At 67.9% G+C, this 15,257-nt stretch carries 13 protein-coding genes and 1 pseudogene; 5 read left to right on the top strand and 9 right to left on the bottom strand.

The genetic code is table 11. The annotated features are described in order from the left end of the window. Nucleotides 1-140 precede the first annotated feature (140 nt). The gene (locus tag G554_RS16685) at nt 141-725 is read left to right on the top strand and encodes an Rv3235 family protein (protein ID WP_051232492.1); all 585 of its coding nucleotides are present in this window, start codon (nt 141-143) and stop codon (nt 723-725) included. 16 nt (nt 726-741) lie between these two features. Here G554_RS16685 and secA read toward each other — a convergent pair whose 3' ends face one another. The 8 genes from secA to G554_RS0105160 form a co-directional block, all read right to left on the bottom strand. Next, entirely contained in the window at nt 742-3,504 is a 2,763-nt protein-coding gene (gene secA / locus G554_RS14850) for a preprotein translocase subunit SecA (RefSeq protein WP_483756907.1), read from the bottom strand. A gap of 163 nt (nt 3,505-3,667) precedes the next feature. After that, on the bottom strand, nt 3,668-4,801 hold the full coding sequence (locus G554_RS0105190; protein WP_084648330.1) for a winged helix-turn-helix domain-containing protein: 1,134 nt from the start codon (nt 4,799-4,801) through the stop codon (nt 3,668-3,670). Nucleotides 4,802-4,887: 86 nt separating this feature from the next. Beyond that, nucleotides 4,888-5,502, bottom strand: a complete 615-nt coding sequence (hpf, locus tag G554_RS0105185) for a ribosome hibernation-promoting factor, HPF/YfiA family (protein WP_027587073.1) — start codon at nt 5,500-5,502, stop codon at nt 4,888-4,890. 215 nt (nt 5,503-5,717) lie between these two features. Continuing rightward, entirely contained in the window at nt 5,718-6,374 is a 657-nt protein-coding gene (locus G554_RS0105180; RefSeq protein ID WP_245569954.1) for a ComF family protein, read from the bottom strand. 46 nt (nt 6,375-6,420) lie between these two features. Continuing rightward, complete coding sequence (locus G554_RS0105175) at nt 6,421-8,220, bottom strand: LpqB family beta-propeller domain-containing protein (RefSeq protein ID WP_084648329.1); 1,800 nt, start codon at nt 8,218-8,220, stop codon at nt 6,421-6,423. Then, complete coding sequence (gene mtrB / locus G554_RS14845; protein ID WP_281167948.1) at nt 8,217-9,776, bottom strand: MtrAB system histidine kinase MtrB; 1,560 nt, start codon at nt 9,774-9,776, stop codon at nt 8,217-8,219. Before mtrB ends, G554_RS0105175 begins: the two co-directional genes overlap by 4 nt. Nucleotides 9,777-9,865: 89 nt before the next feature. Next, entirely contained in the window at nt 9,866-10,585 is a 720-nt protein-coding gene (gene mtrA, locus G554_RS0105165) for an MtrAB system response regulator MtrA (protein ID WP_027587070.1), read from the bottom strand. 89 nt (nt 10,586-10,674) lie between these two features. Further along, nucleotides 10,675-11,247: a YqgE/AlgH family protein gene (locus G554_RS0105160; protein ID WP_027587069.1), complete on the bottom strand. Its 573-nt coding sequence runs from the start codon at nt 11,245-11,247 to the stop codon at nt 10,675-10,677. 172 nt (nt 11,248-11,419) lie between these two features. Between G554_RS0105160 and G554_RS0105155 the strand changes: the two genes are divergently transcribed. Both G554_RS0105155 and G554_RS0105150 read left to right on the top strand, forming a co-directional pair. Then, nucleotides 11,420-11,893: a hypothetical protein gene (locus tag G554_RS0105155; protein ID WP_154654183.1), complete on the top strand. Its 474-nt coding sequence runs from the start codon at nt 11,420-11,422 to the stop codon at nt 11,891-11,893. Nucleotides 11,894-12,075: 182 nt separating this feature from the next. Beyond that, nucleotides 12,076-13,413: an ISL3 family transposase gene (locus tag G554_RS0105150; RefSeq protein ID WP_211220408.1), complete on the top strand. Its 1,338-nt coding sequence runs from the start codon at nt 12,076-12,078 to the stop codon at nt 13,411-13,413. A gap of 413 nt (nt 13,414-13,826) precedes the next feature. Here G554_RS0105150 and G554_RS0105140 read toward each other — a convergent pair whose 3' ends face one another. Then, nucleotides 13,827-14,051 carry a hypothetical protein gene (locus tag G554_RS0105140; RefSeq protein WP_154654182.1) on the bottom strand — a complete coding sequence of 75 codons (225 nt, stop codon included), beginning with the start codon at nt 14,049-14,051 and terminating at the stop codon, nt 13,827-13,829. Between the two features lie 186 nt (nt 14,052-14,237). Here G554_RS0105140 and G554_RS14840 point away from each other — a divergent pair, with 186 nt between their 5' ends. Continuing rightward, entirely contained in the window at nt 14,238-14,870 is a 633-nt protein-coding gene (locus G554_RS14840; protein WP_154654181.1) for a potassium channel family protein, read from the top strand. A gap of 190 nt (nt 14,871-15,060) precedes the next feature. Next, a pseudogene (locus tag G554_RS0105130) lies at nt 15,061-15,257 on the top strand (IS1380 family transposase); the annotation flags it as partial.

The following is a 15,257-nucleotide window of genomic DNA, read 5'->3' as shown; positions in this document are numbered from 1 at the left end:
CGCGATCCCTGCCATCCCGACTCCCGGACTGATTCTGTCCGCATTCTGAACGATGGGATGGGCCCCGGGTCACGGCGAGTTGTCCACAGGCCGGAGTCCGGTTGCTGGAAATCGCAGCAGAATTCAGCTGCACTGTGGCGATGAACCCTCTCATTCCCGACCCCGAGCCGGTTGGGCGCGTACTGGTGGCCGTCGGAGGAGTCGTACTCGAGCAGGTTGCCGACTGGCTTCCCGCCGGGCCCGTCCAAGAGCTGGTCCCATCGGCCGGCCAGCAGCCGCTGCCCATTGACCTCGGCGATCCCTCAGACCCCTCGGACAGCGACCCCACCGACGACCCGATTGGTCACGACGGCCGCCTGACCGGCGTCAGTCCCCGGCCGTTGGGCAGTGCCGAGGCCGCTGCCACCGCAGTGGCCGGACTCTTCCTGGAGTGTCTCTCGGGCAGGCGCCCGATGACTCAGCTGCGCGAGATGTGCAGCGATGACGCTCTGGCGAAGGTGCGGTGCTGGCCCCGCGGACCCGGCTGGCGGCGGGCGCAGGTGACCGGCGTCCCCCAGACGCGGCTGGCTGCCGAACGGGTGGACTCCGTGGTGATGGTGCAGCTGGCCGACCGCCAACTGGCGATGGCGCTGTGCCTGCGCCGGCGCAACCAACGATGGCTCGTCGATGACGCACGGCTGCTGGTCACCCGTGGGCTCGCCGATCTGGTCGGCGTCAGGCCCTGAGGGCAGCAGCCCGGAATCAGTTCTTGCCGTGACAGTGCTTGTACTTCTTTCCGGAGCCGCATGGGCACTTCTGGTTCGGCCCGACATTGCGGAACCCGGAACCGCTCTCGTTGTCCGCATCGGCGGCAGGTTCCGGGCCGTCACCGGTGAGCTCGGTGACCTCCTCGTCGGCAGCGCTGTAGGCCACCGGTTCATGGTCCAGAGCGGCGCGGCGTCCAGCACTCCCGACCGCCCCGGCACCGACCATCGCGTCGGCGGTGATCGCGGACCCGTTGGACCCGCGCACCACGCCGACCTTGCTGGGCTCGGTGGTCTGGACATCCAGGTTGAACAGGAACCCGACAACCTCGGCCTTGAAGGCGTCCATCATCTGGTTGAACATCTGGCCGCCCTCGCGCTGATACTCCACCAGCGGGTCGCGCTGGGCCATCGCACGCAGCCCGATTCCCTCTCGCAGATAGTCCATCTCGTAGAGGTGCTCGCGCCACTTGCGGTCCAGCACGGTCAACAGCACCTGACGCTCGAGCTCGCGCATCGTCTCGGTGCCCAGCGCCTCCTCCCGGGCATCGTAGGCCGACTCGGCATCGGCCACGAAGGCCTCCACCAGTTCGTCCTGGTCCTCGCAGTCGAGGAACTCCTGCTTGTCGAGGGACACCGGGTAGATGGTGGCCATCTCGGTCCACACGTTGTCGAGATCCCAGTCCTCGGAGTAGCCCTCGGTGAGCTTGCGCACCCCGGTCTCCACCACCCGGTCGGTGGTGGCGCGCAGCTCGTGCTGGACGTCGGCCCCCTCCAGCACCTTGCGCCGGTCGGCGTAGATGGCGTGACGCTGGCGGTTCATCACATCGTCGTACTTCAGGACGTTCTTACGCATCTCGAAGTTCTGGGCCTCGACCTGCTTCTGGGCACTCTCGATCTGGCGGGAGACCCACTTCGACTCGATCGGGACGTCCTCGGGCATCTTGAGGGTGACCATCGCCCTCTCGATCACCTCAGGCTTGAACAACCTCATCAGTTCATCCTGCAGGGACAGGTAGAACCGCGACTCCCCCGGATCACCCTGACGTCCGGAACGGCCACGCAGCTGGTTGTCGATACGCCGCGACTCGTGGCGCTCGGAGCCGACCACGTACAGCCCGCCCAGCTCCATGACCTCCTTGTGCTCGGCCTCGGACTGCTTCTCGAACTTGTCGAGGGTGTTCTTCCAGGCCAGTCGGTAGGCCTCCTCGTCCTTGACCGGATCCAGCCCCTTGTCGCGCAGATCGATCTCGGTGAGGAACTCCGGATTGCCACCCAGCATGATGTCGGTGCCACGGCCGGCCATATTGGTCGAGACGGTCACCGCGCCCTTGCGTCCGGCCAGTGCGACGATCGCCGCCTCAGACTCGTGGTGCTTGGCGTTGAGGACCTTGTGCGGGACGCCGGCCTTCTTCAGCTTGGAGCTCAACAGCTCCGACTTGGCCACCGAGGCGGTGCCGATCAGGATCGGCTGGCCCTCCTCGTGGCGTTCGACGACGTCGGCGATGACGGCCTCGAACTTGGCCTCCTCGGTGCGATAGATGAGATCCTTCTGGTCGATGCGGACCATCGGCTTGTTGGTCGGTATCGGGATGACCCCCAGGCCGTAGATCTTCTGGAACTCCGACTCCTCGGTCTTGGCGGTACCCGTCATGCCGGCCAGCTTGTCGTACATCCTGAAGTAGTTCTGCAGGGTGATGGTGGCCAGTGTCTGGTACTCGTCCTTGATCTCGACGTGTTCCTTGGCCTCCAGTGCCTGGTGCAGGCCCTCGTTGTACCGGCGTCCTGCCAGAGTTCGGCCGGTGTGCTCATCGACGATGAGGATCTCTCCCTTGGAGATGACGTAATCCTTGTCGAGATGGAACAGCTCCTTGGCCTTGACGGCGTTGTTGAGGTAGCCGATCAGCGGGGTGTTCTCGGACTCATAGAGGTTGTCGATGCCGAGTCTCTTCTCGACCTTCTCGATGCCGGGCCCCAGCACCGAGATGGTGCGCTTCTTCTCGTCGACCTCATAGTCGCGATCGCGGGTCAGCTTGGTGACGATGCGGGCGAACTCCGGGTACCACTGCTTGTTCTCCTCGGCAGGACCGGAGATGATCAGCGGGGTACGGGCCTCGTCGATGAGGATCGAGTCGACCTCGTCGACGATCGCGAAGTGATGACCGCGCTGGACACAGTCGTCCAACGAGCTGGCCATGTTGTCACGCAGGTAGTCGAAACCGAACTCGTTGTTGGTGCCGTAGGTGATGTCGGCCTGGTAGGCGACCTTGCGCTCAGCGGGAGTCATCTCGGTGAGGATCGCCGAGGTCTCCAGGCCGAGGAAGCGGTGCACCCGGCCCATCTGCTCGGACTGGATCCGAGCCAGGTAGTCGTTGACGGTGACGACGTGGACACCCTTGCCGCTCAACGCATTGAGGTAGGCCGGCAGCAGACCGACCATGGTCTTGCCCTCACCGGTCTTCATCTCGGCGATGTTGCACTGATGGAGTGCTGCACCGCCCATGATCTGCACGTCGAAGAGGCGCTTGCCGAGCACCCGCTGGCCCGCCTCCCGAACCGTGGCGAAGGCCTCCGGTAACAGCTTGTCGATGTCCTCGCCGTTGTCGAGACGCTGCTTGAGGTCGGTGGTCTGAGCCGCCAGTTCCTCGTCGGACATGTCGGAGTAGTCCTCCTCGATGCTGTTGACCTGGGTGACGATCCGGTTGAGCTGGCGGATCACCTTGCCTTCGCCGGCATGCAACATGCGATCCAGTGGGTTCACAGGGATGGTCCTCCTCCAAGGATGAATCAGTCGTTCGCGCCGCGGACGCCGACGACCTGGCCCGTGCCCCGATGGCAGGCTGCGGACCGCCCTCCATCCTAAGCGCAGCCGACCCCACAACCCAGCTGGACCAGCCGATGGACCCGATCAGCCCCGGATCCGATCAGCCCAGCGCGCGCGACAGCTCGGCGGCGAGATCTCCACCACCGACCACCGCGACCAGGTTCAGCCCGCGCCAGAGCGCGGCCTCCTCCAGCTGCTCGGCCAGGGCTCCTGCGACCTGCGGCCAGCCCGGGAAGTCGGGACCGGCCTCGGCACCGGGCTCGCGCCAGGCAGCAGCGACCTCCAGGCGACCGGCGGCCCGTCTGGCGGTCAGATCCACCCTGGCGACCAGATCCTGGCCCAGCAGGAAGGGCAGGCAGTAGTAGCCATGGACCCGCTTGCTGGCAGGCGTGTAGATCTCGATCCGATAGTCCAGGCCGAACAGCCGAAGGCCGCGGGGGCGGTGGAAGATCAACGGGTCGAAAGGTGAGATCAGGGCGGCGCCGGCCATCCTGCGGGGTACCACTGCCCCGGCTCTCATCCACCATCCCGGTTGCCCGGCCACCGTCGCCGGTATCACCAGACCGTCGGCCACCAGCTCCGACAGTGCCTGTTCGGTGGGCCCTCGGCGGGTGCGGAAGTAGTCGACCAGATCGGAGATGGTGAACACGCCGAGGGCCCGGCTGGCACGATCGGCCAGGACCCGGTGGGCCTCGGGTCCCGGCAGCGCCGGCATCGCCCGGACCGAGGGCGGCAGAACGCGGTCGGGCCGGGCGTAGATCTTCTCGAACGACGCCGTGCGGCCGGCCACCGCGACCCTGCCGCTGCGCCACCCCCATTCCAGGGCTGTCTTGGTCGCCGACCAGTTCCACCCCCAGGACTCGGGAGGGTCGCCTCTCTCCCCCGCCGAGATCTGCCGGGCGGTGGCAGGGCCCTGGTCCAGCCGTGAGATGACCTCCTCGATCAGCTCGGGACGCTCAGCCTGGATGCGCAGCATCGAGCCCCACGCCTCCTGGGAGGCGCTGGCCTGACGGTGCCGCAGGGCTGGTTCCAGGGACACGTCGACCAGACTGGCGACGTGTGCCCAGGTCTCATGAAGGATCGGCTCCGGGCCCCTCACGGCCCGCTCCAGCAGGGCCGGGTCGTAACGTCCGCACCGGCTGAACACCGGCATCTCATGGGCCCGGGCGAAGACGTTGACCGAGTCCACCTGGAACAGGCCCAGCCGCGCCACGACCTTCCGCACCGCCGCCATGTCGACCCGGGCCGGGTGCGGCCTGCCGAACCCCTGGGCGGCCAGGGCGAGCCTGGCCGCCTGGCGGCCGGTCAGTGAGCGCGGACTCAGTGAACCTTCTCCAGATCGAGGTGGATGACTCCGAAGTTGTAACCCTTGCGGCGTCGGTAGACCACGCTGGGGGCCTGGGTCTCGGCGTCGACGTAGAGGAAGAAGTCGTGGCCGACCAGCTCCATCTCGTCGAGGGCCTGGGCCAGGGTGAGCGGGGAGCCGGGGAAGACCTTCTCCTTGACGTACAGCGGGCCGTCGCCGGTGACCTCGACGTCGCCTGCGAGCTTCTTGGTGGCGATGATGTCGCGGGCATCATCGGTGATCTCGCCGGCAGGCACGTCGAGCACCTGGGACATCCTCAGGCCGCGGCGACTGCGACGCCGGTCGGCCGCCTTGGCCAGCTGGCTGCGCATCCGTTCAGAGGCCTTGTCGAAGGCGACCATCTTGTCGGCCGCCTGGCCCACCGAGCGGACCACCGGGCCCCGCGAGCGCAGTGTGAGCTCGCAGGTGGTGGCCTGGTCCTTGGCGCCCTTGGTGTCCTGGACGGTGAAGACGACCTCCACCCGTTGGACCCTGTCTCTCAGTTTCTCGACGCTGGAGATTCGATCCTCGACCTGGCTCCTGATGTCGTCACTGATCTTGCAGTGCCGGCCAGAAACGATGACGTCCATGTCGACCTCCTGTGGTGTGTGCCGGATGGGGTTCCGGCGGATATACGAGTGGCACGATCACACGGCGTCCCGGCTTCACAAGCTGAGGACCACCGTCGTCGTGCCATACCGCAACGCTACCGGATTGCAGGCCCGACCGGGAGCGTCCAGGGCACTGATTCGCCTCATCATCGCCATTCGGACCTGCCGCTCCGGGGCCGGGGAGCGACCCGGCGTCAGGCCCATCTGGCCGGATGCTCGGCGTCGGCCAGCACCAGGCAGCACAGCACCTGGTGGCCGGCCCGCTGGAGTGCCCGGACCCCTTCGGCCAGGCTGGCTCCGGTGGTCCGGATGTCGTCGATCAGCACCACCGGATGGTGCCGCTGGTCGGCCGGCACCGGCTGGGCTGCCATCGAGCCGGCCTGGTTGGCCTCACGCTGCTCGTGGCTGAGCTGGAGCTGGTCGCGCACCCGGCGGGTGCGCCTGAGAAGCTGCCGGACGCCGGTGGGCTCCAGATGGCATCCTCGAGAGGCCGAGCGCGCCAGATCGGCGCAGTGATCGGCACCCCTGCGCCTGACTGCTGCCCGGTCCGAGGGCATCGGCACCAGGACGACCGTTCCTCCGGCAGCCTGCAGCACCGGCTCCAGGCCCACCGCCAGCCAGGCTCCCAGCTGGTCGCACAGCCAGCTGGCGGCCCGGTCCTTGTGAGCGGTCACCAGGGCCGGCAGCGGGGCCCGGTACGGCAGGCATGCCAGCACCGGCGGTGGGCCGTCGACGATGATCCGGGGAGCCGGTCGGACCGCCGCCAGGCAGTCGGCGCACACTCCACTGCCGGGTCGCCCGCACCCTGGGCAACAGGCGCCCAGCAGCAGATCGGCCAGCGGGTCCAGCATGGGCTCATGATAGTGACCGGCCGGGCGACGGGCCTGGCATCGGGGCCTAGACGCAGATCCCCATCGCGGTGGCCCCGGTGGCGATGGTGCGCCACCGGTATCGGTCCTCGTAACGCAGCACCTGCCCGGCCCCGGTCAGGGCCAGCGCGTTGATCCCGTCGGCGCGCGGGAGGGTGCTCACAGCCACCACGTCCACTCCACTCAGCGGACCCACGGCGATCCCCCCGGATCCGTCGACGGCGATCTGGAAGGGGGCTCCGGGAGAATCGGTGGTGGCCCTGGCCACCACCATGAGATCGGTGGCAGAGATCCATCCCACGTCGTCCAGCAGAGCCATGTTGGTATCCGTGGTGTCCAGGCGCAGCTCGGTCAGCCCGTCGGCGATCACCCCGGTACTCTGATCGGTGACCGGGCGGATTCGCAGCATCGCCAGCCGGCGGGCCGAATTCTCGGCCACCACCAGAGCGATCCGGGCCATGTCCGGCGAGACGGAGAATGCCAGTACCCGCCGGGTGGCCAGTTCATCGGCGCGGACCTCGATCCGCTGCCCCGACTGGCCCACCACGATGAATCGCGAGGAGTTCGCCTGCACGGAGATCGTCCAGCAGCTGCCGTCGGTGCACACCTGAGGGCGCAGCAGTCCGACCCCGGTGGCCAGCGGCGTGGCGGTGCGAGCCCCCTGCTGCCATCTCAGCAGGGTCCTGCGGGGCTTGTCGACCAGCGCCCAGAAGGCTCCGGAGCGGTCCACTGCGATTCCAGCCGGGGCGGTTGACGCAGTACCAGAACCCAGCAGCCCGGCCAACGGGCTGAAGACGCCGCTCTGGTCGGCGACCTGGCCGAGGCGACCCTCCTTGAGCACCATCATGTTGGGAAGGTCCGCCGACAGCAGCGGGGACATCGAGGTGAACAGCCCGGTGGAGACGGTGTCGTCCTCGGCGGCCCCTGGAATCATCACATCGGTGCCCCCCACCGTGAACCGCACCCTGGACACCTCCGGGAAGGTGGACAGCGACCAGGTGACCTGCCCGGCGATCTGGCGACGCTGGGCGTCGGTGAGCCGGGTGACCTCCCGGCTCAGCGGCACCACGGCGACCCCCGAGGAGTCGACCGGGACGGCGTCGGATGACAGCTTCGTGCCGGTCGGGAAGACGTTGGTCGCCGCCCCCGACAGCCACTGCGAGGGACCGGTGAGCAGGCCGTTGACCGCCGTTGTGGGGGTCGAGGCCTCGGCCGGCAGGTGCACCAACTCCGGCACCAGATAACTGCGGGTGAGGCTGGTGAAGTACAGCGCCACGCTGTGGAAGGCTCTCTCGAAGGAGAACTGCGACAGCACCAGGCCCGAGGGCGGCGTGGAGATCCGCAGCTCGCCGTCCTCCCTGGTCAGGCCGAAGTCGAGGCTGAGGTTCGCACCGGCCACCGGCTGATAGAGCCCAGCAGGGTCGAGGGTCGCGATGAGGGGTGCCTTCAGTCCCGCCGAGGTGCCGGTGACCACCGGGCTGGCGGTGCTGGCGTCATAGATGACAGCCCCCGAGTCCGGGTCCCAGGTGCGGGCGGCATCAGTGGTGAGGTACTCCCGCGCGATCCGGTATCCGTCCTGGGGGCTGGTCATCGACTGCAGGAACCCGGCCACCACCAGATCCGGCGAGGCCCCCCGGGGCGGTGGTTGAGGGTCCACCGCGATGCCCTGCCGCCCTCCGGTGTCGCCGCTGGCCGAGACCTGCGTCACCGGTCCGGTGGTCGGGACCCGGGCGCAGCCGGCCAGCACCGTCAGACCGGAGAGGCCGAGGAACCGGCGTCTCGTCATCGCATGGTGGTTGATGTCCATCGCGGGCTCGCGGTTCATCATCTGCTCTCCCGGCTGGTCGCAGCGGCGACGATCGGCAGCCTGCGGGCCCCGGTGGAGGTGGTGACCTCGACGCCGGACTCATCGGGCGAGCCGGGAAGTGGGGAATGGCTGAGCGGCTGATCCGCCCGGCGCGGCAGGGTGAGCCGGAACTGGGCACCGCGTCCTGGCCGTCCCCAGGCCTCCAGCCAACCATGGTGCAGGTGGGCATCCTCCAGCGAGATCGCCAGCCCCAGTCCGGTGCCGCCGACGCTTCGGACCCGTGAGGGATCGGCACGCCAGAACCGCACGAAGACCATCTCGGCCTGAGATGGCTCGAAACCGATCCCGTGGTCTCGCACCGTCACGGCGACCGCCTCGTCATTGGCGGCCACGGTGACCTCCACTGGCCTGGACTCGCCGTGCTCCAGTGCATTGGCGATTAGGTTGCGGATGATCCGCCGGATCCTGCGGGCGTCCACATCGGCGATCGCCTCCGTCTCGGCTCGGACCACCAATGGCGTCTCGAGGCTGTTGGCCAGGGGTCGGGCGGCCTCGGCCTCGTCGGCCACCAGGGCCGACACGTCGCAGGGGTCCAGTGCCAGCACCGCCGCCCCGGCGTCGAATCGGGAGATCTCCAACAGGTCCGACAGCAGCGTCTCGAAGCGTCCCAGTTCGTCGTGGAGCAGCTCGGCGGCGCGCACCATGTCCGGATCGGAGTCATCGCGGGAGTCGATGAGCAGGTCGGCGGCCATCCGCACCGTGGTGAGGGGGGTGCGCAGTTCGTGGGAGACATCGGAGACGAACTGCTGCTGCAGACTCGACAGATTCTCCAGCTCGTTGATCTGCCTCTGCAGTTCTGCCGCCATCCCGTTCATCGAGGTCGCCAGCCGTGCCAGGTCGTCGGTGCCGCGCACCGGCATCCGTTCGTCGAGGTGCCCGCCGGCCAGCCGGGAGGCGGCGATGCTGGCCCGCCGGATCGGCCGGGACATCTGGCGGGTCGACAGGAAGATCGCCAGCCCCATCGCCAGCAGGATCAGGCCACCGAGCGAGATGACGACCCGCTGCACCATCGCCAGGGTCGCTGCCTCGTCGGACTCCGGGAAGATGAAGTAGATGGGGAAGCCACGGTTCTGGCCGGGCGCCCACAGTGTCGATCCGACCGCGATCCCCGGGGTGTGCGGGCGATCGGGATCCGCGTAGAGAACCGTCGTCGGCTGGGTCCAGATGCCCTCCCCTGCGGCGACCTTCGCAGCCAGTTCGGGGGGCACAGATTCCACCGAGATGCCGCCGGAGACCAGACCGGAGACCGGGCTCTCGATGATGACCTGGTACTGGCCCGACTGCCTGGCGGCGTCGTCAGCCAGTTGGTTGAGCCGCTCATAGAGGGAGCCGGCGCGCAGATCCGTGCTGCGCAGCTGCTGCTGCAAGCGGGTCAACGAGGTGGTGGCCTCCGAGACCGAGGCGCTGCGCTTGGACTCCAGGATTCCGTCGGCGATCTGGTGCACCAGGAGGTAGCCGAAGACCAGCAGAATGACGAGGGTCGCGGTCAGTGCGATGGTGACCACCCGCAGCCCCAGGGAGGACCACCACAGCCGGCTCGGAGCCCTCAGCAGCCGGTCCGCGCGGCCTGGCGCAGCGGAGTGCCGGGAGCCGGGGCGCCGGCTGGTCAGCTCTCCTCCTTGTCGCCGATGCCGGCCCGATAGCCGACTCCGCGCACCGTGACCACGATGCTCGGGTGCTCCGGGTCACGCTCGATCTTGGAACGCAGCCGCTGGACGTGGACGTTGACCAGGCGGGTGTCGGCAGCATGCCGGTAGCCCCACACCTCCTCCAGGAGGGAGTCGCGGCTGAACACATCGTGGGGACGCCGTGCCAGGGCGACCAACAGGTCGAACTCCAGGGGGGTGAGGGCGATCTCCTGGCCGGCCCGACGCACCTGGTGGGCCCGCACATCGATCTCGACCTCGCCGATCGACATCAGATCGGCATCGGCGGCCTCCAGAGGCTGCCTGAGCCGGGTCCGGATCCGCGCCACCAGTTCCTTGGACTTGAAAGGCTTGGAGACGTAGTCGTCGGCGCCGGCCTCCAGGCCCGTGACCACGTCGTGGGTGTCGGAACGGGCGGTGAGCATGATGATCGGCACCCCGGAGACCCTGCGGACCTCACGGCAGACGTCGACCCCGTTGCGTCCGGGAAGCATCAGGTCCAGCAGGATGAGGTCGGGCTTGAACCTGTCGAAGACATCGAGGGCCCTGGATCCGCTGGAGCACCAGTCGGTGACGAATCTCTCCTTGTGCAGGACGAGCTGGAGCATTTCGGCCAGGGCAGGGTCATCGTCGACCACAAGGATCCGCTGGCCAGACGACTCGGCGTTGGCCTGGGTCACTCTTCGACCTCCTCCATTGTCACCGACTCTCGATGCCCCCAGCCGGGATCTCCATACATGCTAGCCCCGCGGTCCCAGTGGTCGGGGGATCAATTGGCATGCTCGGCGTGCTGACCGGGCATCGTGGCCATCATGGCGGTCTGGCCGTTCTGGCGGCGCAGCACCCTGGGCCACAGGGTCTGGGGGTCGGAGCCGAACAGATCCTCCTCGTGGGCGCGGGCCCGAACCCAGTCGCCCCGCACGATCTCGCCCTCGAGCTGGCCCGGCTCCCAACCCGAGTATCCGGCGAAGATCCGTAGGTCGGAGTAGGCCCCCTCGACCAGTTCCACCGGGGTGTCCAGATGCAGCAGCCCCACCGGGCCGGCCACCCTGCGCCAGCCCGGCGGCTCCTCGGAGGGGTGGTGCAGGCGGGCCAGGCAGACCGCTCCGTTGGGAGAGACCGGGCCTCCCTGGAAGAGGGTCTGCGGGGGCGCGGTGAGATGCACCCAGTCGGGCAGCACATCGGCCAGCTCCATCGGCGCCGGGGTGTTGAGGATGACCCCCAGACTGCCCTGCTCGTCGGCGTCCAGGAGATAGATGACGGCACGGGCGAAGAGACCACTGGTGACAGCCGAGGTCGCGATGAGGAGTTCACCGGCGCGAGGCGGGTCAGCCAGGATCATGGCTCCATCCTTGCACTCGGCTGCGGGGCCGGGCACGACTCCAGCTACCAACCTCCCGCAGTCCGGATCCTGTGGTGTCCTCCGGTCCCATCGGAGACCACCAGATCCGCCTATGAAGCAGAGGTGCCGATCGACCCAGGGACGTCACTTCCTCCACCTCAGCCTGCCATCCTTGGCCACCTTGCATGTCAGGGTGGTCCCGGCCGAGGTCACCCCGGTGGCTCCTTGCGACGAGCAGAAGGATCCGCCGTGCACGGTCCCCTGCGACTGGGCCTTCGTGGCCTTGTGCGTCGGGGCAGCCTTCTTCGTCGTGGCCTTATGGGTGGGCGTTGTCTTCTTGACCGTGGCCCTTGGAACGGCCGCGGCCCTCTTGGACGTGACCTTGTGGGTCGGTGCGACTCGTGTGGCGGTTGTCTTGCGAGTGGGAGTTGCGTTCCTTGCCGTGGCTTTGGTCGTGGGAGCTACAGCTCTGAGAGCGGGCGCTGGTGCCGTGGGCCTGGGCGTGGAGGCTGCGATCGTTCCGACAGTGCTCGGGGGCAGAGTTGCTGACGGCGTCGATGCCTTGGACGGAGTTGGCGTGCTGCTCGGCGTCGGGCTGTTCGCTGGTGTCGGAGTCGGGGTGCTGGCGCTGATGCTCGGCGCCTGAGTGACGCTCACTGAGTCTGCGGCCGGTAGTGCCGAGGTCGGTTGGGTGGGCGAGATAACTGGCTCTTCGTACTTGCGGTGGGGGTGGGTGCGACACGCCGGGTGAGGCGGGTGGGCTGAGGTAGGGGTCGAGGCCCTCAGGATCAGGAGTTACCACACTCCCTGCCCACGAGGACCTCGACTGTGTCTGAGCCTACGGCCTGCACGACGTGCTGCCCTGCCCGCGACGCCTACTGTGACCGCTGCGACCTGCTGGTCGGGCTTCCCGGCCTCCATGTGGTCGGCGTGGAACGCGACCCGGGAGGGGTGCAGGTGACGGTCGAGTCGCCGCCGACGGCGAGGGGTTGCCGCTCGTGCGGGGTCATCGCGGCCTCGCACGGTCGGCGGACGGTGCGCCTCGTCGACACCCCGTGCTTCGGGGCGCCGACGGTGGTGTTGTGGCGGAAGCGGACGTGGGAGTGTGTCGAACCGTCGTGTCCGGTGGGGGTGTTCACCGAGCAGGACGACCAGGTCGCCCGGCCGCGGGCGATGCTCACCACGAGGGCGTGCCGCTGGGTGGTGGAGCAGCTGCGTCGCGAGCATGCCTCGATCGCCGGGCTGGCCCGGCAGTTGGCCACCACCTGGCGGACCGTGTGGACCAGCATCCGGCCGATCCTTGCCGGCGCTGCCGATGACGAGGCCCGGTTCGCCGGCGTGACCACCCTCGGGGTGGACGAGCACCTGTGGCACCACGTGAGTCCCCGCAAGCGCGGCCCGAAGGAGCTGACCGGCATGGTCGATCTGAACCGTGACAAGGACGGACGCGTCCACGCCCGGCTGCTCGACCTGGTCCCCGGCCGCTCCGGGACCGTGTACAAGACGTGGCTCGACCAACGCGGCAAAGCGTTCAAGGCGCATGTGGAGGTCGCGACCCTGGACCCGTTCCGCGGCTACAAGAACGCGATCGATGACAAGCTCGCCGATGCCACCGCCGTGTTGGATGCCTTCCACGTCGTGGCGTTGGCCGGGCACGCGGTCGATGAGGTCCGCCGCCGCGTCCAGCAAGAGACCCTCGGGCATCGCGGCCGCTCCGGCGACCCGCTCTACGGCATCCGGAACGTGCTCCGCTGCGCCGCCGAGCGGCTCACCGGCAAGCAACAGGCCCGCCTCGACGCGGCGATCGCCGCCGATGAACGCCACGACGCCGTCCACGTCGCCTGGCAGTGCGCCCAACGCGTCCGAGCCGCCTACGCCCACCCCGACCCCAGCAAGGGCCGCCAGCTCGCCGAGCAGGTCGTCGACGGCTTCCCGTCCTGCCCCATCCCCGAGATCGCCCGCCTCGGCCGAACCCTGAGACAGTGGAAAGACGCGTTCCTGGCCTACTTCGACACCGACCGCGCCAGCAACGGCGGCACCGAGGCAATCAACGGGCTCATCGAGCTCCACCGCCGCATCGCCCGAGGGTTCCGGAACCGAGAGAACTACCGGCTACGCATGCTCCTCGTCGGCGGCGGACTCACCCTGGACCCACCGCAGGTATGAAGAGCCAGATAACTGCGCCTGCCATCATGACCCCGAACGCCACCGGGATCCCGATGGCCGCCTTGCCCCGGCCGACCGGGATGAGTGGGCTCGCCCATGAATGGCCTGCTATGACATGCCACAACGCGGTCCCTCCGACGAAGAGGCCAACCGTCGCTAGCACCCCGCCGATGCCTCCGGACGCAACACCGATGAACGCGAATACGACAAGTATCCCAAGACCCACCCAGACCGCCGGGCCGAACCTCCGGGGCTTTGGCGACTTGGGTGCTGATGGCTGTTGGGAGTGCTGCCAGGGCTGCTGGGACACGTCCATCGTCCTTCTCTTCGAGGGGAAGCACCAACATCGGCGCTTGTCCACATCATGCACCTAAGGAATTGACAGGAATCACACTGCCCCCGGAAGCGGATACTCAGCCCGTAATGCTCATGATCATGGCAACCAGCCCCTCGGCGGTCGCCGCCGACCCGGTGGACGTGCGCCTGCCGTTCTCGTACACATCCATCCAGTAGTGCGAACCACGGGCCGTAACCATCGCGTATCGATCGCTGTCAACGTCGACTCGCAGCATCGCTACGCCACCATCACCCTGCACCGTGCACGCCTCGAGACCGACCTCCGTCAGTGTCTCGACCAACTCTCCCCCGGCCTCCATGCCAACCCCCCAACTGGTAGGGCCATTGTGCACCGCAAAGCAGCCTGACGTCAGCACACTTTGGGGTGAGATGTCACCCGAACAGGTCACATTCCGCCATCGCCTGGGTCCCCGGACCCAGGCCGGCCATCCTGGTGCGTCACGATCTCAGTGGGATACTCCCATGCCGTGAGGGTTGAGGTGTGGGAGAAGAAGTCCGAGGTACCCCTGTCGTTGCTCGCCCTGGCCTTCCTGGTGGCCTATGCATGGCCGATCCTCGACCCGCGGATGGACCCTGACCTGCGAAGCTCGCTGTCCGTGGCCACCTGGACCATCTGGCTCGCGTTCGCCGTGGACCTCACGGTCCGGCTGTGGCTGGCCGACCACAGGCTCAGCTACGCGCTGCATCACTGGTACGACGTCGCCCTGGTCGTGCTACCCATGCTGAGGCCACTGCGACTACTTCGCCTGGTCGCGCTGCTCCGCATCCTCGACAGGTCGGCCACATCGTCCCTGGTCGGAAAGACAGCCGTCTACCGTGCGTCGGCTGCATCCGCGGCCGTCGGGCTGGGCTCGCTGGCCATCCTCCAGGCCGAGCGAGATGCACACGGCGCCAACATCACCAGCTTCGGCGACGCCGTCTGGTGGGCCTGCGAGACAGTCACCACCGTTGGATACGGAGACCGCTATCCGGTCACCTTCCAGGGACGCTTCATCGCAATCCTTCTGATGCTCGTCGGGATCGGGCTCATCGGGACCGTCACAGCCACCGTCGCAGCGACGATCCTCGCCCGGGTCGAGAGCAAGCCGCCGAGCGACTGATCACCCAGATCTGTGACCTCTACGTGACCTCCAGTCTCGTGTCTTGCTGTGCCTGCTGATCCTGTTAGCCTCGGCGTTTCATCGGTGAGTGCCGGAGGTGTGGTCGCCGGGTAGGCGAAAGTGCTCCTGACTTGGCAGGATAGGGCTTGTCTAGAGTCCGAATCCGTCAAGGTCGAGGAGCACTCCCAAGGTGAAGGCTACCGGGTCGTATCCGCGTGTTCATGTCGATGCCGCGCCCGTGGCCGCAGCGGGTCAGGCCGGTGGGGTGCTGCTGGTCGAGACGATCCGCGCCTCCGGGTTGGACCGGGAACTGAGCAGGGCCCTGGCCCGGTGGGCCACACCGTTGACCGTCCATGACCCGGGCAAGATCCTGTGTGATCTGGCCCT

It is taken from the genome of Acidipropionibacterium thoenii DSM 20276 (genome assembly GCF_000423445.1).
GTDB lineage: Bacteria > Actinomycetota > Actinomycetes > Propionibacteriales > Propionibacteriaceae > Acidipropionibacterium > Acidipropionibacterium thoenii.
Note: the sequence above shows the minus strand (reverse complement) of the source record. Positions and strands in the feature narration are given on the sequence as shown.

Coding starts and splice junctions, on each gene's coding strand:
- G554_RS0105190 (WP_084648330.1), bottom strand. CDS start 4,801: ATGGCGGCGGTGCGGAAGGTCGTGGCGCGGCTGGGCCTGTTCCAGGTG.
- G554_RS16685 (WP_051232492.1), top strand. CDS start 141: ATGAACCCTCTCATTCCCGACCCCGAGCCGGTTGGGCGCGTACTGGTG.
- G554_RS0105160 (WP_027587069.1), bottom strand. CDS start 11,247: ATGATCCTGGCTGACCCGCCTCGCGCCGGTGAACTCCTCATCGCGACC.
- G554_RS0105175 (WP_084648329.1), bottom strand. CDS start 8,220: ATGATGAACCGCGAGCCCGCGATGGACATCAACCACCATGCGATGACG.
- hpf (WP_027587073.1), bottom strand. CDS start 5,502: ATGGACGTCATCGTTTCTGGCCGGCACTGCAAGATCAGTGACGACATC.
- G554_RS0105180 (WP_245569954.1), bottom strand. CDS start 6,374: ATGCTGGACCCGCTGGCCGATCTGCTGCTGGGCGCCTGTTGCCCAGGG.